The 19,480-nt window shown below is 69.0% G+C and carries 15 protein-coding genes; 4 read left to right on the forward strand and 11 right to left on the reverse strand.

Features of this window, described 5'->3' with window-relative positions:
- Positions 1–47 precede the first annotated feature (47 nt).
- From OG303_RS06465 to OG303_RS06515, 11 genes are all read right to left on the reverse strand, one after another.
- On the reverse strand, positions 48–968 hold the full coding sequence (locus OG303_RS06465) for a sugar phosphate isomerase/epimerase family protein (RefSeq protein WP_405865644.1): 921 nt from the start codon (positions 966–968) through the stop codon (positions 48–50).
- Complete coding sequence (locus tag OG303_RS06470) at positions 965–2,119, reverse strand: Gfo/Idh/MocA family protein (protein WP_405865646.1); 1,155 nt, start codon at positions 2,117–2,119, stop codon at positions 965–967. The genes OG303_RS06465 and OG303_RS06470 overlap by 4 nt, the downstream gene beginning before the upstream one ends.
- Before the next feature lie 508 nt (positions 2,120–2,627).
- Positions 2,628–4,694 carry a hydantoinase/oxoprolinase family protein gene (locus OG303_RS06475; protein WP_405865648.1) on the reverse strand — a complete coding sequence of 689 codons (2,067 nt, stop codon included), beginning with the start codon at positions 4,692–4,694 and terminating at the stop codon, positions 2,628–2,630.
- 122 nt (positions 4,695–4,816) lie between these two features.
- Positions 4,817–5,749, reverse strand: a complete 933-nt coding sequence (locus OG303_RS06480; RefSeq protein ID WP_405865650.1) for an NADP-dependent oxidoreductase — start codon at positions 5,747–5,749, stop codon at positions 4,817–4,819.
- Positions 5,746–7,365 (reverse strand): hydantoinase B/oxoprolinase family protein, encoded by a 1,620-nt coding sequence (locus OG303_RS06485; RefSeq protein ID WP_405865652.1) that lies wholly within the window; start codon positions 7,363–7,365, stop codon positions 5,746–5,748. The genes OG303_RS06480 and OG303_RS06485 overlap by 4 nt, the downstream gene beginning before the upstream one ends.
- Positions 7,366–7,482: 117 nt before the next feature.
- Positions 7,483–9,117, reverse strand: a complete 1,635-nt coding sequence (gene mftG, locus OG303_RS06490; RefSeq protein ID WP_405865654.1) for a mycofactocin system GMC family oxidoreductase MftG — start codon at positions 9,115–9,117, stop codon at positions 7,483–7,485.
- Positions 9,118–9,199: 82 nt separating this feature from the next.
- Positions 9,200–9,613, reverse strand: a complete 414-nt coding sequence (locus tag OG303_RS06495) for an ester cyclase (RefSeq protein ID WP_405865656.1) — start codon at positions 9,611–9,613, stop codon at positions 9,200–9,202.
- Positions 9,614–9,922: 309 nt separating this feature from the next.
- A complete protein-coding gene (gene mmsB / locus OG303_RS06500; protein ID WP_405865658.1) occupies positions 9,923–10,810 on the reverse strand; it encodes a 3-hydroxyisobutyrate dehydrogenase in 888 nt (295 codons plus the stop codon).
- A complete protein-coding gene (locus tag OG303_RS06505; RefSeq protein ID WP_405865660.1) occupies positions 10,810–11,862 on the reverse strand; it encodes an enoyl-CoA hydratase/isomerase family protein in 1,053 nt (350 codons plus the stop codon). The genes mmsB and OG303_RS06505 overlap by 1 nt, the downstream gene beginning before the upstream one ends.
- A 78-nt stretch (positions 11,863–11,940) precedes the next feature.
- Positions 11,941–13,440, reverse strand: a complete 1,500-nt coding sequence (locus OG303_RS06510) for a CoA-acylating methylmalonate-semialdehyde dehydrogenase (RefSeq protein WP_405865662.1) — start codon at positions 13,438–13,440, stop codon at positions 11,941–11,943.
- 40 nt (positions 13,441–13,480) lie between these two features.
- A complete protein-coding gene (locus OG303_RS06515) occupies positions 13,481–14,671 on the reverse strand; it encodes a thiolase family protein (RefSeq protein WP_405865664.1) in 1,191 nt (396 codons plus the stop codon).
- A gap of 702 nt (positions 14,672–15,373) precedes the next feature.
- Between OG303_RS06515 and OG303_RS06520 the strand changes: the two genes are divergently transcribed.
- The 4 genes from OG303_RS06520 to OG303_RS06535 all read left to right on the forward strand — a co-directional run bounded on the left by OG303_RS06520 (position 15,374) and on the right by OG303_RS06535 (position 19,465).
- Entirely contained in the window at positions 15,374–16,084 is a 711-nt protein-coding gene (locus tag OG303_RS06520; protein ID WP_405865666.1) for a TetR/AcrR family transcriptional regulator, read from the forward strand.
- Positions 16,085–16,107: 23 nt separating this feature from the next.
- Positions 16,108–18,435, forward strand: coding sequence for a LuxR C-terminal-related transcriptional regulator (locus OG303_RS06525; protein ID WP_405865668.1), 2,328 nt, complete (start codon positions 16,108–16,110; stop codon positions 18,433–18,435).
- 557 nt (positions 18,436–18,992) lie between these two features.
- Entirely contained in the window at positions 18,993–19,187 is a 195-nt protein-coding gene (locus OG303_RS06530; protein WP_405865670.1) for a hypothetical protein, read from the forward strand.
- A 41-nt stretch (positions 19,188–19,228) separates the two neighbouring features.
- Positions 19,229–19,465, forward strand: a complete 237-nt coding sequence (locus OG303_RS06535; RefSeq protein WP_405865672.1) for a hypothetical protein — start codon at positions 19,229–19,231, stop codon at positions 19,463–19,465.
- Positions 19,466–19,480 lie beyond the last annotated feature (15 nt).

Here is a 19,480-nt window from a genome sequence, read left to right on the forward strand (position 1 = left end):
GAAGCCCCCGGCCTCGAATCAGAGGCCGGGGGCTTCGTCGTGCTACTTCAGGCCACGATCAGCGGCCGCAGCGTCCGGTGGGCGATCTCCAGACCCGTCTTCACCTTCTCCTCCGTCCCGCCCCACAGCGGGTCCTCGTGCTCGACCGAGAGCGTGCCGGTGAAGCCGTGCTCGTACAGGGCGTCCACGACCGCGTTCCAGTCGACCTGGCCGCGCCCGGGCACCCGGTAGCGCCACCAGCCCGTGTCCCACGGGTCCTCGCGCAGCACCGCCTTGCCGAAGAAGCCGTAGCGGTCGACCCGGCCGGGCAGGATCTCGATGTCCTTGGCCTGGGCGTGCACGATGCGGTGGGCGTACGGCGCGATGGTGGCGACGGGTTCGACGCCGATCCAGGTCAGGTGCGAGGGATCCCAGTTGAGGTACAGGTCCAGGTCGAACATCCACTCCCACAGCTCCGGCGAGTAGGCGAGGTTGCCGGGGTAGCCGTCGGGGTGCCAGCCCTCCATGACACAGTTCTCGATGATGATCTTCACGCCGCGCTCGCCGGCGTAGTCGACCAGGTCGGGGAAGACCTTGGCAGCCTCCTCCAGGTTCGCGGCGACGGGACGGGTCCAGTCCCGGCCCACGAACGTGCCGACGTAGGGGACCCCGAGAACGGCCGCCGCGTCGACGACCGTCCTGAGATGGGCGTGGATGTCGGCCCGGCGGGCGGGGTCGGGGTGCAGGTTGTTCTCGTAGTAGGCCAGTGCAGAGATCTCCAGGCGGTGGCGCTCCAACAGCGCCCGTGTCTCGTCGGCGGCCCGGGCGTCGAAGCCGGCCACCGGCAGGTGCGAGGCCTCGAAGTCCCGGCCGCCGACGGCCGGCCAGGCCGCGACCTCCAGTGCTTCGTAGCCGGCCTGGGACGCCCACTGCGCGATCTCCGCAAGGGACAGTTGGGGCAAACAGGCGGTGAGCATGCCGAGTTTCACGGGGTGGCCTCCTGAACGAGCGGGGTTTCGGACACGTCGGTCCATGCGAGCGAATCGGCCGAGCGCAGTACGGCCTCGACGACCCGCGCCGCGCGGAGCCCGTCCGCGCCGGTCGGCAGGCCACAGGGCGCGAGGCCGCTCCGTATCGTCGTGTAGGCGTCGGCGACGAACGCCGCGAAGCAGTCCGCGTAGCCCTGCGCGTGGCCGGCGGGCAGCCGCGACAGCCGGCGCTGCTCGGCCGAACCGTACTGGGGGTCGCGCACGATGACCCGGGCGCCGTCCTGGCCGCCGAGCCATGCCGTCTCCGGCTGTTCCTGGTCGAAGACCGCGCTGACCCGGGCACCGTCCAGTTCGAACCACAGCCGGTTCTTCCGTCCCGCCGACACCTGGGAGACCGTCAGCGTGCCCAGTACGCCGTCGGTCGTGCGCAGCAGGACTACGGCCACGTCCTCGGTCCGTACCACGATTCGCGGTCCGTGGACGGCGGCCGAGAAGCTGCTGCCGCTCCCGGCCGGCCGGGAGCGGACCGTGGTGCCCATGCTCGCCGACACCTCGCCGAACCGGACGCCTGCCACCCACTCGACCAGATCGCACCAGTGCGAGCCGATGTCCGCGAACGCCCGCGACGGCCCACCGTCGCCCGGATCCACCCGCCACGAGGAGACGTCCTCCGACAGCATCCAGTCCTGGAGATAGCTACCGTGGATCAACTGCCAGGCGCCGAACTCACCGCGCAGCCGACGCTCCCGGATCTCCCGCACGAGCGGGTGATAGCGGTAGACGAAGGGCACCGCCAGGACCAGGCCGGCCTCCTCAGCGAGCGTGGTCAGCCGCTCGGCGTCCGCGACCGACGTGGCCAGCGGCTTCTCGCAGACCACATGCTTGCCCGCCCGCAACGCGGCCTCCGCCTGCGGGACATGGAGCGCGTTCGGCGTGCACACGTGCACCACCCGGACGCTGTCGTCGGCCAGCACCGCCGCGAAGTCGGGGTACCTGCCGGGCACGCCCCATTCCTCGGCGACCTTCGCGCTGCGCCCGGGCGTCGAGGCCAGCACGCCAGCCAGTTCACCTCCGGCGGCGCGGATCGCCGTGGCGTGCACGGCACCGATCATCCCGGCCCCGACCACCACCGCGCGTAGCCCGTCCCTCACCGTGCACCTCCGTCATCACGTCCGTAGCGCGAGCCTGCGCCCGACGAGCACGGAGGCCAAGGCTGAGGGTCCGGACAACGGACCGCCGACGTGGTGTCATGGGCCGACGATTGCCACTCTGCACCACACCGATCGCGAGGCCCGGCGCGGGGAGCCGTTCGTTCGCAGGTCAGGGCGGCCCGGTCCTGCGCCGGGCCGCGGCTTGTCTGTCACCGGCGAATCTGCCGGGAAAAGGATCTACCCGCTCGTGAAGGAGCTGGCCGTTGACGAGGTTCCCGTCACGGTCACGTGCCGGGTCCTCCGGCTCGCCAGACAGCCCTACTACCGTTGGCTCGACCGGCCGGTGGCCGATGCCGTGCTGGCCGAAGGGGAAAGACGCCGTCCGACCGGTGATGAGCCCGCACAACGACCACAGGGCCCGCGAGGCCGGCCTTGCTCCGCAGGCATGACAGCCTCGGCCTTCCGGCGGTGACGGTGAGACCGGCACCGCCGGAACCGACGGCGGCTCCTACGTGGCTGCGATGTCGCGCAGATCGATCAACATGCTGCCGCCATCGAGGACGACGCCACGCGCACCCGGAGGGATCACCGAGGTGGCGCCCTGTTCGTAGATCACGACCGGGCCGGTGAACGTGTCCCCCACCGCCAGCGAACCCCGCGCGATCACCTGTGAGGTGACCGGGCCGCTGTCGAGGTCGAAGTAGGAGTCGATCTCGCTTCGCGGGCCTCCCGAGACGTCACTCTCGACGATCGTGGGGCGAGGGAGCACCCGTTCGACGGTGACTTCGAGTTCGACGGCCTCGATGTCGGACAGCTCGTCGATGTGGCCGTAGCGACGGCGGTACTCGTGTTCGAACTCGGCGCGCAGCAGTTCGGCGACGTTCTGGGGCACGCTGCCGTCCGCCTTGCCCGGGAGCCGGACGAGGAGTGTCTGACTCTGGCCGACGTAGCGAAGGGCGAGTGCCCACTCGACTCGGAGTTCACCGGCCCGCAGGCTGCCGTCGGAACCGAAGAAGAGCTCCTTCTCCAGTTCGTCCGCGATACGGCCCACTGCCTCGCGCAAGGACGTCGAGTCCAGGTCGGGCAGCCTCGTCGACAGGATTTCGCTGCGCTCCAGGCGCAGATTGACGCCCAGCATGCCGATCGCCGAGAAGTGTCCGGCATGGACCGGGATGAGGACCTGGCCGATGCCGCATTCGAGGGCCACCTCGCATGCATGCATGGGGCCCGCTCCGCCGATCGCGACCATGGTGAACTCGCGCGGGTCACGGCCGCGTTCCAGGGTCTGTCGCCGCACTGCCGCCGCCATGGAGAGGTTGGCGAGCTTGATGATCCCCAGCGCGACCCGGTGGGGATCCATGCCGGTCTGGTCGGCGAGTCGGCCGATCGCGGCCTCGGCAGCACCCATGTCCAGTTGGAGGGAACCGACGAAGTTCTGCGGGTCGAGGCGACCGCAGTAGAGGTTGGCGTCGGTGACGGTGGGTTCGGTCCCGCCGCCGCCGTAACAGGCCGGTCCCGGCTGGGAGCCGGCCGACTTCGGACCGACCCGCATCGTGCCGGACTCGTCGCACCACGCGATCGATCCACCGCCCGCACCGACCTCGGTCACGTCGACGCTACGGACCTGGAGGGCGAACCCCCGCTCGTAGCCGTTGATCCAGTAGAGCTCCGTCGACGCGTACCGGCCGCCTTCGATCAGGCACGACTTCGCCGTGGTGCCCCCCATGTCGAAGGTCACCATGTTCTCGATGCCGAACTGTTCCGCCAGTTCGCGGGCGCCGATCACACCCGCGACCGGTCCGGACTCCACGACCTTCACCGGGAAACGGCGGGCGGCGTCGAGGGCGAGGGCGCCACCGTTCGAGTCCAGGACCACGAACTCGCCGGTGAAGCCATCGCTCTGCAGACCGTTGAGCAGCCGTTCGATGTACCGGTCGGCGACCGGCGCGACATAGGCGTTCGCCGCGGCGGTGGTGAAGCGTTCGGCTTCGCGCCACTGCCGGCTGATGTCCGAGGAGACGGTGACGGTGATGCCGGGCAGGCGTGTCCTCAACCGGTCGGCGACGAGCCGTTCGTTCGCCGGCTCCACATAGGAGTTGAGGAAGGCGACCGCCACCGCTTCCACGCCCGCCGCGAGCAGCTTGTCCGCGAGGCCGTCGATCTCGTCCTGGCTGGGCTGTACGGCTATCTCGCCGGAGGCATGGACCCGTTCGGCCACCTCGAACCGCAGTTCCGGCGGAACGATCACGGGATCCCGGCGGTAGGTGAGGTTGAAGATCTCGGGCCTGCTGGAGCGGCCGCCTTCGATGACGTCGCCGAACCCTTCGGTGACGACCAGTCCGACCCGCGCGCCCTTGCGTTCCAGCAGCGCGTTGATGACCAACGTGGTGCCATGGGCGAGGATGGCCTCCGACCCGCTGAGGTCGGTGTCCGTGTCGGCGAGTGCGGCGAGTACCCCGTCGCCTTCGGCACCATGGGTCGTCAGCCGCTTTCCGATGTGCAGGCGGCCGTCTGCGTCCACCGCGGCGACGTCGGTGAACGTACCGCCGATGTCGGCGCCCACGCGGGCGGCCAATGCCGCCTGCCTGTCGCTTGCGTTTCGTGTCCCTTCGGGCAGCACTGCAGCTCCTCTGTTGTTCGTCAGGCGGCCGGGCACCGGATTCGCCTGCCCTTTTCGTACGGCTCGACGATCTGTGCTCACGGCTTGACGGACAGCACCAGCTTGCCCCGGACATGGCGGTCCTGGATCAAGTGATGTGCGTCTGCGGCCAGTTCGAGCGGAATGGTCTTGCTGATCTCCACATGCAGGTCACCTGTGGAGGCGAGGCGTGCCAGCTCCTCCAGATCGTTCTGGTCCGGGCGCGCCGTCCTGAAATGCCCGCCGCGTTGCTCCGCGGTCGACGGGTTCAGGCACACGACATGGTCCGGTTTCCGCACGATCGCGAAGGACGAGTCCAGCGTCTCGTCGCCCACGAGGTCGAGGACGACGTCGACGCGCCCGTCCCCGCCGACCAGTTCGGCGACCCGGCTCTCGATGCCCGGTCCGTACTCGGTCGGAAGGCCGCCGAGAGACCGGACGAATTCGTGATTGCCCGGCGAGCACGCGCCGACCACCGTCGAGGCACCGAAGTGACGGGCGAGCTGGACCGCGATATGGCCCACGCCACCGGACGCCGAGTTGATGAAGACCGTGTCCCCCTCGCGGATGAGCGGGCGCAGGGACTGCCAGGCGGCGAGACCGGCCGTCGGCAGGGCCGCGGCCTCGATGAGGTCCAGGCCCTCCGGTACGCGAGCGAGCAGCCGACGGGGAACGGCCACCAGCTCGGCATAGGTGCCGTTCTTGACGTAGTCCTTGAGCGCGATGCCCAGAACGCGGTCACCCGGCTGATAGTCCTCGAAGGTGTACCCGGCGCTGACTATCTCGCCCGCGAAGTCGAATCCGGGAATGATCGGCGGGAAGTTGTTGAAGAACGGGGTCATGAAGCCCGCGCGTATCCCGGCTTCGAGGTGATTGACACCGGCCGCGTGTACGCGGACCAGTGCTTCGTCGAGGTGCACGATCGGATCCGGCAGCTCACCGTAGGCGAGGACCTCGGGAGCTCCGAACCCGGAGTGGGAAATGCCTTTCATGACTGCACCTCTCCCCAGCCGCCCCCGCCGCCGCCGCGGAGATACAGCATGGTGCCGGCCGGTACCGGCGTCGGAGAGGTCTTGCCGTAGGGCCGCCTGTCCTCGCTTCCCGGCAACTGGACGTGAATGCTGGCCGGTTGTCCCGGCTCGCCGCCGGCCAGCCCCCAGGCAGGATTCACCGTGCGGTCGATATAGGTGCTCAGCTGCGATTCCTGGAGGACCTCGACGACTCGTTCCAGCCCCGCACCGCCTCGGTGCAGTCCGGCGCCGCCGGCCTCGCGGAGAATCCGGTGGCTGTGGAACCGCACGGGATACTGAGCTTCGACCATCTCCATCGGGACATCGGGATTGTCCCCGTGCATGAGCGTGCGCAGGGGACCGAATCCGTCGTCCTCGGCGGACGCTCCGAATCCGCCGTTCGCTCCGACGAGATACGTCCAGTATTCGCCGTTGTCGTACTGGCCGGCCAGGGTGATGCCCCAGAACGCGCCGTGGTGTCCGGCCGGAATCCGGTCGGGAAGCTTCTCCCCGATCGCCCGCAGGAACAGATCGATCATGGTGGGCAGAGTGGTGTTGTACCAGCTCATCGGAGCGGTACCGACCGCGCTCAGCACGGTCCCCGGCGGGATGATGACTTCGAGCGGCTCGAACAGCCCCTCGTCCGCCGGGCGTTCGGGCGCCAGCAGCGACTTGAAGCCCACGCGCATGGAACTGAGCGCGCCGCCGGTCGCACCGGCGTTGACCGGGCGCGCGACCTGGGGCGGCAGGTCGGAGAGGTCCACGATCATGCGCTCGCCGGTCACCCTGATGACGACCTTGAGCTTCAGGGGCTCGGTGCCGGGAGCACCCGAGTCGTCCATGTCGATGCCGGCCGTGTACTCCCCGTCCGGTATCTCGGCCACCTTCGAACGGCTCAGCCGGGCGCTGGTCGCGAACTGCTGCTCGACCATGTGTTCCGTCGTCGCGGCGTCCCAGCGGCTCGCCACCCGCTCCTGCCAACGCTGGGCGCCGAGTTGGAGCGCTCCGATCTGGGCCATCAGGTCGCCGGTCACGACGGCCGGCGACCACGAGTTCGCCTGGATGGTGGCCAGCGCTTCGGGGACGATCTGGCCGCGGCTCATGATCTTCGTTCCGCGGTACTGCACGCCCTCCTGGAGGACGCTCGTCGCCGCCCAGCTCAGCGACGTGGGGTTCTGGCCGCCCACGTCGGACCAGTGCATCCGGACGGCGAGGTATCCGACGATCTCCCCTCCGGTGTAGACGGGAGTGGCCGCGATCATGTTGTTGAGATGCTGCCCCTGCACCGGCGTGTAGTTGGTGAGGAAGACGTCGCCGGGTTCGATGCGGTCCTCGCCGATGACCTCCACCGCGTCCCGGACGGGCACGCCGAGGTCCGCGAGGAAGATCGGCAGGTTGTGCCGGGACTGGCTCAGCAGCCGGAAGTCCTTGGTGACCAGACCGACGCAGTAGTCCTTGTACTCGTACACCAGCACGTTGTAGGCGGTTCTCGTGATGCTGATCTCGAGCTCTTCGATGACCGATTCGACCGCGTAGCGGAAGAACTCCAGCTCGAGCACGTCGTAGTCGGACTCGGCGTGCCTCGTCGAACGCCCCATCACGGCTCCTTCCGACCAGAAATTGATTGTAGACACATGCGACCAGTTTTCTACGTTAGTGTCAATACCCGAGGCGGCGACGGTGCGCCGCGGCCGGAATCGACTCGGGCGGGTACCTCATTCGCTTGCGGCGTGGACCTTCCGGTGACTCAGGGGTTCCACGACCGGGCCGTCGAACAGCTCCGAGATGCGCTGCCCGGCCATCACGGCGCTGGCGCTGGTCCCGCGCGACGGCACGCGCGGGAATATGGAGGTGTCGGCCACACGCAGACCCTCGACGCCGCGAACGCGCCCGTCCTGGCTGACGACGGCAAACGCGTCGTCGTCCGGGCCCATCCGGCAGGTCGAGGTCGCGTGGCCGGGGCCGAAGGGCGAGAGATGGGCCCTGATCCACCCGTCGAGCGCCTCGTCGGACGTGACATCGCCTCGACCGAGGCCCATCACGCGCGCCCCGACCGCCCGCATCGGCCCCGACTCGAAGATCTCGTGAAGAACCCGGACCACCTCGCGGTACTGGCGCATGTCGCTGCCCTCCGTCAGGAAGTTGCAGACCAGGCCAGGTGTGTGGTGAGGATCCGCCGAAGCTAGCGTCAGCCGCCCGCGGCTGTTCTGCTGCATCAGCCGCATGAACAGGAACGGGTTCCACAACGGGTCGTCCGGATCCGGTCCGCCGGCCGGGGGCTCCATCCCGGTCGAGGCGCCGGGTGTGGTGACGAACGGCATGATCTCGACGCTGCCGTCGCTGTCGCCTCCCGGGTTCTGCACCTTCCAGTGCAGGAGTGAGGTGACGATGCCCCGCCCCGGAATGCACACCGTCGGCGCGTCGATGGCATACGACACCACCAGATCCGGGTGGTCGTACATCTCGGCGCCCACACCGGGGGCGTCGACGAGTACCTCGATGCCGTGCCTGCGGAGCTGCTCGGCGGGGCCGATCCCGGAGAGCATCAGAAGCTGCGGGGAGCGCAGCACGCCGGCCGAGAGGACGATCTCGTCGCCGCGCAGCACCACGGAAGCGCCGTCGATCTCGGCCTCCACGCCGACAGCGCGTCGTCCGGCGAAGATCACGCGGCGGACGAACACGCCTCCTCGGACCTCCAGGTTCGGGCGTCCGAGATTCGGCATCAGATGGGAGATCGCGGCGCTCATCCGGCGACCCTCAGCGATGTTCAGCGGCAGCGGACCCACACCCTCGGGCCCGTCGCCGTTCTTGTCGGGTTCCTCGGGGTACCCGAGGTCGAGGCAGGCCCGGGTGAACGCGGACGTGAACTCCGGCGCACGGTCGGCACCTTCGCGCCGGATCGTCATCGGGCCGTCGGATCCGTGCAGGGGGCCCGGGAAGTCCAGGTCGGTCTCGCCGCGCTTGTACGAGGCGAGCGTCTTGTCGTAGGACCACTCGTCGTTGCCCAACGCCGCCCAGCGATCAAAGTCCGCCCGGGTCGCGCGAATGAAGTACGCGCCGTTGATGGAGCCCGATCCACCGATGAACTTGCCACGCGGGATGGCAACTTCGGTGCCGGGCGTGGATTCGCCAGGCAGTGACCAGTTGGCCGGATGGCCCGCATAAGAGGCTTCCAGGTTGCTCGGATCGAGGATCGCCTCGCCAAAGTCCTCGATCCGCGCCGGCGCCGGGCCGGCTTCGAGCAGGAGCACCGAGCGATCGGATCGCTCACTCAGACGGGCGGCGAGGACAGAGCCCGCCTGCCCGCCACCCACAACGATCACGTCATACTTCCGCGACGTCTTCGACATCTTTGTCCCTCCGACGCTGTTGACGAGTACGGCAAAGGGCGCGCTGGACCGGCCACCCTTTCCCCACCTGCGAATGAACGGATCAGCTCTCGGTTCCGGCCAGCTGCTGGAGGAAGCCACCGAGATCGATCTCGAGCCAATGCTCGGCGACCCTGCCGTCTCGAATCAGGTCGACCGCCGTCCCGGTCAATTCCGCCGTGCGCCCGCTCGACGGAATCCCGAGGAATTCCGATCGCTGAGTGCCTTTCACCATCCAGCGCGTCGCGACCTTGTCGCCCTCGGCGACCTGGTCGAGGACCGTCATCGAGAAGTCCGCGAACGCCTGGACCAGGGAGGAGTCCACCTCAAGCCATGCCTTGCGGTCGTAGCGACCTCCCATGGCATGGTTCTTCGCGTCTTCGGCGACGTAGCGTTCGAAGCTGGCGTCGATGTCCTGCTGGTTGTAGCTGTCGTAGAAGTGCCTGGCTATGTCCTTCGGGGATTGCGACTCGGTCATTCGGGGCTCCTCGGGGAGAGTGACGACGTGGATCTGGGAAACGTGCGCCACGGGGAGATGTTCCAGTTCGAAGAAATGACGCCGACGGGATCCGAATCGCGCTCGGCCCAGGCCGGTGCGATTCGCCGTTTCGATCGGAAGGACCCCGCGTCCACGGGGAGCGACGATGTCGACGTCGGCCGTCCTCCGGCAGAGAATCCGGTCCACTCCCGGACTCTCGACGAGAGTAGCGAAAGTTTGACACTCTAGTCAAACATCGGGCGAAGCCGAGCCGTTGACGGTGGAGGGGCTCGTGCCCCTCCACCGTGATCACGGCTTTTCGGCGGCGATGGCGGTGATGATCGCGGAGAAGTCCCGATGGGGGCCGTCGTGCTCGACGAACCGGGTGTAGAGGTCCGCGGCGGTGCGACCGAGGACCGTGTCGACGCCCTCGTCAGCGGCGGCGGCCTGGGCGAGCCGGAGGTCCTTGAGCATCAGCCCACTGGCGAAGCCGCCGGCGTAGTCGCGGTTGGCCGGGCTGGCCGGCACGGGACCCGGGACGGGGCAGTTGGTGGTCAGGGCCCAGCACTGCCCGGATGCGGTGGAGGCGACGTCGAACAGTGCCTGGTCGGTGAGGCCCAACTCCCGGCCCAGGACGAACGCCTCACTGACCGCGATCATCGAGATGCCGAGGACCATGTTGTTGCAGATCTTGGCCGCCTGCCCGGCTCCTGATCCGCCGCAGTGGACGGTTCGTTTTCCCATGACCGCAAGCAGTGGTTCGGCGGTGGAGAAGGAGTCGTCACTGCCTCCGACCATGAACGTCAGGGTGCCGGCCTCGGCGCCGACGACGCCGCCGGAGACGGGAGCGTCGATCGCGGGGTGGCCCGCGTCGATGGCCAGGTGGGCGGCTTCGCGGGCAGCGGCGACGTCGATGGTCGAGCAGTCGAGGAACAACGAACCGGCCGGTGCGGCCGGGACGATCTCGCGGTAGCAGTCGAGGACGTGCCGGCCGCTGGGCAGCATGGTGATGACGACCTCGGCGTCGCTGACGGCATCGGTCGCCGAGCGCGCCGTGGTCACCCCGCTTGCCTCGGCGCGGGCGAGTGCCTCGGGCATCAGGTCGAATCCGACCACGGTGTGTCCGGCCTTGACGAGGTTGGCCGCCATGGGGCCGCCCATGTTGCCCAGTCCGAGGAACGCTGTCGTCGTGCCCATCACTGCTGCCCTCCTGCCAGGCCGAGATCGCCGTTGTCCGGGATGGTGAAGAAGCGGTCGACGAGTTCGGGGCCGACCTCCGCGAGCGTGCTGGGTGACCAGCGGGGATTTCGGTCCTTGTCGATGATCTGTGCGCGGACACCCTCGATCAGGTCCGGGGCGCGCAGACAGCCACTGGCGACGCGGTACTCCTGGTCGAGTGCGGCCTCCAAGGTGGGGAGGCCGGCCGCCGATCGGAGGGCGCGCAGCGTGACCTTGAGGGCGGTCGGCGATTTCGCCTCGATCTCCTTTCCGGCCGCGCTCGACTCGGAGCCGTGCGCGTGCAACCGGTCGAGGATTTCCTCGACGGTGTCGGCGGCGTAGCAGGAGTCGATCCACGCGGACCGAGCGGCGAGTGTGCTCTCCGGGGGCGTCTCGGCGACCGAGGCCACGGCGTCGGCCGGTGTCGTGGTCTCCAGCGCGCGCAGCAGGTCGGTCAGCCGGGTGCTCGGCACGTAGTGGTCGGCCAGTCCGCAGTGAATGGCGTCGGGGCCGGAGAGCTGCGCGGCCGTGAGCGCGGCGTGGACGCCGAGTTGACCGGGGGCGCGGGAGAGCAGGTAGGTGCCGCCGACGTCGGGGACGAAGCCGATACCGACTTCAGGCATGCCGACGCTGGAGCGTTCGGTCACGACCCGGAGCGAGCCGTGTGCGGACAGGCCGACGCCGCCCCCCATGACCAGCCCGTCCATGAGCGCCACGTACGGCTTCGGGTAGCGCGCGATGTGGGCGTTGAGCCGGTACTCGTCGGCCCAGAACGCCAGTGACGTGGTGCCGCCGGTGCGCGCGTCGTGGTAGATCGAGCGGATGTCGCCCCCGGCGCACAGGCCACGCTCCCCCGCGCCGTCGAGGACCACGGCGCGCACCCGCTCGTCGGTCTCCCAGGTGGTCAGCGCGGTCTGGATCGTACGGACCATGGCGTGCGTGAGGGCGTTGATCGCCCGTGGACGGTTGAGGGTGATGCGGCCCAGCCCGTGCTCGACGCGGAGCAGCACCTCTGCTTCCGCGGGGTTCACCGGGCGGCTCCGAGCGGGCCGTGGGAGACGATTTCGCGCATGATGTCGTTGGCTCCTTCCGGGAGCTGGTGGGTCCGCTCAGCTCATGGTGGGGATGACGAAGCTGGCGCCTTCCTTGATGCCGCTGGGCCAGCGGGAGGTGACGGTCTTGGTCTTGGTGTAGAAGCGGATCGAGTCCGGGCCGTGCTGGTTGAGGTCGCCGAATCCGGAGCGCTTCCAGCCGCCGAAGGTGTGGTAGGCGATCGGCACCGGGATGGGGACGTTCACCCCGACCATGCCGGTGTTGACGCGTTGGGTGAAGTCGCGGGCGGTGTCGCCGTCGCGGGTGAAGATCGCGACGCCGTTGCCGTACTCGTGCTCGCTGGGCAGCCGCAACGCCTGCTCGTAGTCCTCGGCGCGCACGATCGACAGGACCGGGCCGAAGATCTCCTCCCGGTAGATCCGCATCTGCGGGGTGACGTGGTCGAAGAGGCAGCCACCGAGGAAGAACCCGCCCTCGTATCCGGGCACGGTGACATCGCGGCCGTCGACGACGAGTCGGGCACCCTCGCTGACGCCGGACTCGATGTATTCGCGGACCCGGTGTGCCGCGTCGGCCGTGATCAGCGGACCGAAGTCCGCGCCGGCGTCGTGGGACGCCCCCACCTTCAGCGCGCGAACCCTCTCGGCGAGCTTGTCGACCAGTGCGTCGGCGGTGGCCTGCCCGACCGGGACGGCGACCGAAGTGGCCATGCACCGCTCCCCCGCCGAGCCGTAGGCGGCGCCGACGAGTGCGTCGGCGGCCTGGTCGAGATCGGCGTCGGGCATCACGATCATGTGGTTCTTGGCGCCACCGAAACACTGGGCCCGCTTGCCGTGCGCGGCGGCCGTGGCGTAGACGTACTCGGCGATCGCCGACGAGCCGACGAACCCGAGCGCCTCCACGCGGGAGTCCGTCAGCAGCACGTCCACCGCTTCCTTGTCGCCGTTGACCACGTTGAACACCCCCGGCGGAAGCCCGGCCTCGACGAAGATCTCCGCGAGCCGCAGCGGCACCGACGGGTCACGCTCCGAGGGCTTGAGGATGAAGGCGTTTCCGCAGGCGATCGCCGGGGCGGCCTTCCACAGCGGGATCATCGCGGGGAAGTTGAACGGGGTGATGCCCGCGACCACACCCAGTGGCTGTCGCATCGAGTACACGTCGATCCCGGTGCCGGCGCTGTCGGAGAACTCCCCCTTGAGCAGGTGCGGGATACCGATCGCGAACTCGACCACCTCCAGCCCCCGCTGAATGTCGCCCTGGGCGTCGGCGACGGTCTTGCCGTGTTCCGAGGACAACAGCTTCGCCAGGTCGTCCTGCTCGGCGCGGATCAGCTCGAGGAACCGCATCAACACCCTCGCCCGCCGCTGCGGATTCCATCGCGCCCACTCGGCCTGCGCCTTTGCCGCGTCGGCGATGACCGCCTCAACCTCGGCCTTCGACGCCAGCGGCACATGGGCCTGTACCGTCCCGGAGTTCGGGTCGAAGACCTCGGCGAACCGGCCCGACTGCCCGGGCATGCTCTTGCCCGACACGAAATGGTGCAACTCACGCTTCATCGCTATTCACCTTCGGTTTTCCGGCGCGCGAACGCCTTGGTCAGAGCCGCTGGAGGAGCGTCGCGGTACCGAGCCCACCGCCGCAGCACATGGTGACGAGCCCGATTTCACGGTCGGTGTCCTCGAGTTGGTGGAGCAGGGTGGTGATGAGCCGGGCGCCGGTGGCGCCCAGCGGGTGGCCGAGGGCCATCGCGCCGCCTCGCGGATTCACGCGATCCAGGTCGGGCTTCAGCTCGCGCAGCCACGCCCCCACGACCGAGGCGAACGCCTCGTTGATCTCGATCGTGTCGAGGTCGTCGACGGTCAGCCCGTTGCGGTCCAGGATCTTGTGGGTAGCGGGGATCGGGCCGGTCAGCATGATCTGCGGATCGACGCCGACGACGGCCTGGTCGACGATGCGCGCCCTGGGGCGGACACCGATTTCGGCGGCTTTGTCCGCACTCATGAGCAGGACCGCCGATGCCCCGTCGGCCACCTGGGACGAGGTCGCCGCGGTCGTACGGCCGTCGGCACGGAAGACCGGACGCAGTCCAGCGAGTGTCGTGAGGTTGGTGTCCGGGCGGATGCCCTGGTCGACGTCGTAGACCTGGGAGCCGATCCCGATGTCGACGATTTCCCGCCGGAACGCGCCGGACTGGGTGGCGAGGTGAGCGAGCCGGTGCGACCGTACCGCCAACTCGTCGAGCTCGGGCCGCGACAGGTCCCACCGCTCGGCGATCATCTCCGCGGCGACGCCCTGCCCGACCAGCGTGTGGTCCTGCACGAGTCCGTACCGTTCCTGCACCTCCGGGGTGATGGCGCGCCCGAGTTCCTCCTGGATCCGGACCCCGGCGGCGAAGGGCAGATGGCCCATGTGCTCGACGCCGCCTGCCACGACGACGTCCTGCGCCCCGGAGGCGATCATGGCGGTCGCGAAGTTGACCGCCTGCTGCCCCGACCCGCACTGCCGGTCGACCGTCGTCGCCGGTACCTCGACGGGCAGGCCTTCCTGCAGCCACGCGTTGCGCGCGACGTTGCAGCCCTGCTCACCGATCTGCTGCACGCAGCCGGCGATGACGTCGTCGACCTCGGTCGGAGCCACGCCGGAGCGTTCGAGCACCGCGGAGAAGGAGCGGCCCAGCAACGTCGCGGGATGGACATCCCGGAACCAGCCCTTCTCGGGATGACCGCGTCCGATCGCGGTGCGAACGGCACCGACGACAACGACGTCTCGCCCTACTGGCTTCCTCATCGAAGCTCCTCCCTCTCCGCGCTGCTCGGCAGTCGGCGATCGACAAGGACAAGCCATGTCGATGCGGCCGGCGACGAGCGCGGCGGTCATGTCCTGGACGTGCGATGCCGCCGTGGCGACGGCGGCCTGCGGCTGCTCATGGGCAGGCCGCCGAGTGGGCTCATGGGCATCGGCCGGCACCGCAGCGTGCGGAACCGGAGCTGTGGGCGTCGAAAGCACCGGGTTCCATCCCGCCGGTCGTCACTACGGCGGTCTCGATCGCGGGCCGGTCGGCGGCGTACGGGTGAGCGTGCGCGGCGAACCCGCCGGCCGAGGTGCCGACCGCAGTGAAGAACCCACCTGCGCCGCAACCGATCACACCCACACGCCGAGTCGCCATGACACTCTCTATACCCGAGAATCGTCACTACCGTCAATAATTCATCGCCAGTGACGAAGTCGATTGCGGGCAGTGCGCGCCTGCACTGGACGGCCGCGATCCGGGCCGTCGGCGGCATGTGGGAGGGGCTGTTCGACCTCGGCAGCGGTCACCCGCCGGTCCCCGCTGCACAGAGGCGGCCGCTTCGGCGCCGGGTTCTACACAGGCGTTAGAATTTGACCATGCCAGATGAAGCTCAGAAGGCGAAGACCACGAGGTCGCGCCGGGCCGCGGCCGCCGAGGGTGCGGAGAAGTCGTCGTCTCGCGGAACGTCTCGTCGCGGGTTGGTCGAGGATCAGATCTTTGCCGAGGCGGCGCGCCTCTTCGCGGAGCGTGGGTTCGCGGGCACGAACCTCCAGGACATCGCCGACGCGATGGGCATGACGCGCCCCGCCCTCTACTACTACGTCAAGAGCAAGGACGAGCTGTTGGCTCGGCTCGTGGCGGAGACCACCGAGGCCCCCGCCGTCGAGATCAAGCGGCTCGCGAACGATCCGAACGCCGATGCGGCGGTGCGGCTGCGTGGTGTGGCCAAGGCGATGGCTCTGCGCCGCGCCACCGATCCCTACCGCTTCCAGCTGCTGCTCAGGTCGGAGGCGGAATTGTCGCCCGATCTCGCCCGCTCACACCGCGCCGCGCAACGTGCCGCGCTGCGCGAGCTGATCCTCCTCATCGAAGAGGGCATGGACAAGGGCCAGTTCCGCCCGGTGGATCCCCGCACGACCGCCCTCGCGGTGATCGGTATGTGCAACTGGATCGCGTGGTGGCAGCATTCGCTCGGGGAGAAGAGCCCTGCCGAGGTGGCGGATCTGATCGCCGATCTCGCCGTGACGATGGTCCGCCGACCCGATGGCCATGTCCCCGGCGCCACCGGCCCCCAGGGGGCCATCGCTCAGCTGCGCGCCGACCTGGACTACCTGGAGCGGGTGCTCGACCAGCAGAACCAGTCCACAGGCACCAAGAAAGAGTCGAAAACTCGCCACCCCTCCGGCTGACATTTCGGGTGTAGCGTCACGCCATGACTGCACGGTGGGTGGGACGCCTGCCGGCTGAGGTGACCAGCTTCGTCGGGCGGAGGCGGGCGCTGGGACAGGTCCGGCGTCTGCTGTCGGCCGGGCGTCTGGTCACCCTGACCGGTCCCGGTGGCGTCGGCAAGACCCGGCTGGCCCGCCGCGTCGCCGCGGAGGTGCGCCGGGCCTTTCCCGACGGGGTCTGGCTGGTGGAGCTGGCCGAGCTGCGCGAAGGGGACCTCCTCGCCTACGAGGTCGCGGCCATGTTCGGGCTCAAGGACGCCTCCGCCGACCCGGCCGCGAGCCTGGCCGATTACCTGCGCGACAAGAACCTCCTCCTGCTCCTCGACAACTGCGAGCACCTGATCCAGCCGGTCGTGGCCCTGGTGAACGAGTTGCTGACGAGTGCCCCGGCGCTGCGGGTGCTGACCACCAGCCGGCAGGTCCTGGGCAGTGAGGGTGAGCACCTGTTCGAGGTGCCCCCGTTGTCACTGCCCGAGGCCGATCCTCTCGGCCGCCTCGGCCCCGGCCGGCCGACTTCGGAAGCCGTCGACCTCTTCCTGGACCGTGCCGCGGCCGTCGTTCCCGAGCTGCCGGAGGGCCCTGAGTTCCAGCGGTCCGTGAGCGACCTCTGCCTGCGCCTGGACGGGATTCCCCTGGCCATCGAACTCGCCGCGGCACGGATGCGGGCGTATCCGGTCGAGGAGATCCTGGCGCGCGTGGAACACGCCCTGGACGTGCTGACCACCGGCCCCAGGTCGGCGCCGGCTCGCCACCGGGCCCTGAAGGCCACCATCGGCTGGAGCTTCGGCCTGTGCTCACCGGAAGAGCAACTGATGTGGGCGCGGCTGTCGGTGTTCGCCGGAGGATTCGATCTCAACGCGGCCGAGGGCGTGTGCACCGACGCGCGGTTGCCGCGCACCCAGGTGTTCGACCTGCTCGCCAGCCTGGTCGACAAGTCCATCCTGCACCGCGAGAGCGGATCGGCGAGGTTCTCCTTGCTCGAGACGGTCCGTGAATACGGCCGCGAGCACTTGGTCGCCCTCGGTGAGGAGAAGGAATTCCTCCTCCGTCACGCCCAGCACTTCGCGGCGCTGGCCGACCGCGGCCGCAGCGACTATTTCAGCGAGCGGGAGATCCGCTGGTTCCAGGAGGTCGGTCTCAACCACGCCAACATCCGGCTCGCGATGCAGTTCTTCCTGTCCGAGGGCGGAGAGCCGCGGATCGCCTTGCGCATCGCCGCCAGCCTGCGGATGTACTGGTCCAAGCCGAGCGTGATCATGGAGGGCTACCAGTGGTTGCGCAAGGCGCTGGACAGCAGCCCGGAGCCGTCCGAGGAGCGGGCCGATGCGCTGTGGGCGTGCGCGTACCTCGAGGTGCTGCTGACGGACGTGGAGCGCGCGGCGCGGACCATGGGCGAGTGCCGCGCGCTGGCCGGCAAGCTCGCCCTGCACCGGGTCGAGGCCGCGCTGACCCTCTGCCCGATCCTCGCGGACTTCGTGCTCGGTGACGTCGCTGCCGCTCTGGGGCACGCCAAGGAGGCCGTCGCCTGCGGGCGCAAGGTCGACGATCCCACGGTCACCGGGGAAGCCCTGTTCTTTGCCGCGGCCATGGCCTTCGCCTCGGGTGATTCCGGCGCGGAGCGCCTCGCCGACGAAGCGCTGACGTTCCTCGAAGCCGAGCACTCCCAGTTGTGGCGTGCCAACGCGCTGTGGATCAACGGTGTGGTGCGCTGCCGTGCGGATGACCGGGATGCCGCGACCGCTCACTTCCTCGACGCGATCGGACTCTTCCGGCAACTCGGCCACGACGTGGGCCTGGCCCTGGCCCTCGACGGGCTGGCCTGGGTGGCCGCGCGCTCCGGCGAGCTGAGCCGGGCGGCGCGCCTGCTGGGGGCGGCCGACCCCATCTGGAGGACCGGGCCGCGCCGGATGATGCCGTTCGAGTTCAGTGAGTTCGCCGTCAAGGGCAAGGTCGAGGCCATCGTGCGCGCCGGGATCAGCGAGGCGGCCTTCGAGGCGGCCGTTCAAGAGGGGAGCACCCGGCCGCTCGACGACGTTCTCGGCGAGGTCACGGGCAGGCCCCGGCATGGATCCGAGCCCAGGGGTGCCGCGCGTGAGGACCCGCCGACGGCTCTCTCCCCCCGCGAACGCAAGGTCGCCGATCTGCTGGCGAAGGGATCGAGCAACCAGGACATCGCGACGGAACTGGTGCTCTCGCGCCGGACCGTCGAATCGCACGTCCAGCACATCCTCACCAAGCTCGGCTTTCACTCCCGGACGCAGGTCGCGTCCTGGGTCAGCCGCATGGAGTCGGCCGACCGGCCCAGGGCTTGAGGTTCCGGCAGGGATGAGGCCCGCGGACCTCGCCGTCGGCGCCCTGTCCCCGTCGTCGTGAACGGTGGCCGTGCGGGTCCGCCGGATAATGAGTCACGAGCGACGAATTATTGACTGTTGAGTAGAACAGTGCCACGCTGATGTCGCCACAATGACTCGACGAGGAGGGTGGCATGGCGTCCATGAAGGCCTCCGCCAGTCGGCCGGCAGCACTTGCCTGCACCCCAGGCGCCGGGCGGAACGATTCGTGACCATCTCGTCGGCGGATTCGGCGATCCCGTGGTGCACGCCGGGACGACCTGCCCAGCGCCGGTGCGACTGGACACCTCCCCGGTCTGCCGCGGAGCGGCTACCGACAAGTGGACTCAGTAGTGATTTCAGCAGTCTCGACCATGTGCTGTCGGCACCGAGGTGACACGGTCGGTTCACATCTTCACCGGCACCGTCGCCCGCGGAGAGCGCTTCGTCGGCGCCGGAAGGATGCGTCCCGCAGCCCTCCGATTCCGAGGCAGGCAAGCATGTCGTCAACACGTAACCGTGCAGCCGAACCCGCCCTCTTGCAGCGATTGATCTCGGAAACGTTCTGGGAGATCAAAAAAGCGACCACCGCCCGGGACGAACAGGCGGTACGCCTCGCCGAACGCGAGATGACCGCGCTCCTCGATCAGCTCGCCGGCTGCATGATCGCCGACGCGGGCGCCGACTGGAGAGCGGGGAGCAAGGGCGCCGACGTCATCGCGTCAAACGTATAAGCGCACAACTGTCGGAATGATCGAGTGGAGGCGGACAAGGCATGGTTGACACGGCAGCTCTGGAGCAGCTGTTCGGCCGGCTGTCGGTCCTGGGTGCCGCCGCAGTCCTGGAAATCGCCTTGCTGCTGCTTGCCAGTCACTACGTCGAACCCTCCGTCATACCAAGGCGGTTCGTCCGCCGAGTTCAGTGGTGGAGCACCCACGGGCGTGCCGCTCTCGCATACGCCGTCGTTCTCACCCTTGGTTCACTGGCGGGCTTTGCGGCGGTTCACGCCTGACCGTCTCAGCACCTC

Source organism: Streptomyces sp. NBC_00005 (assembly GCF_045160215.1).
Taxonomy (GTDB): Bacteria; Actinomycetota; Actinomycetes; order Streptomycetales; family Streptomycetaceae; genus Streptomyces.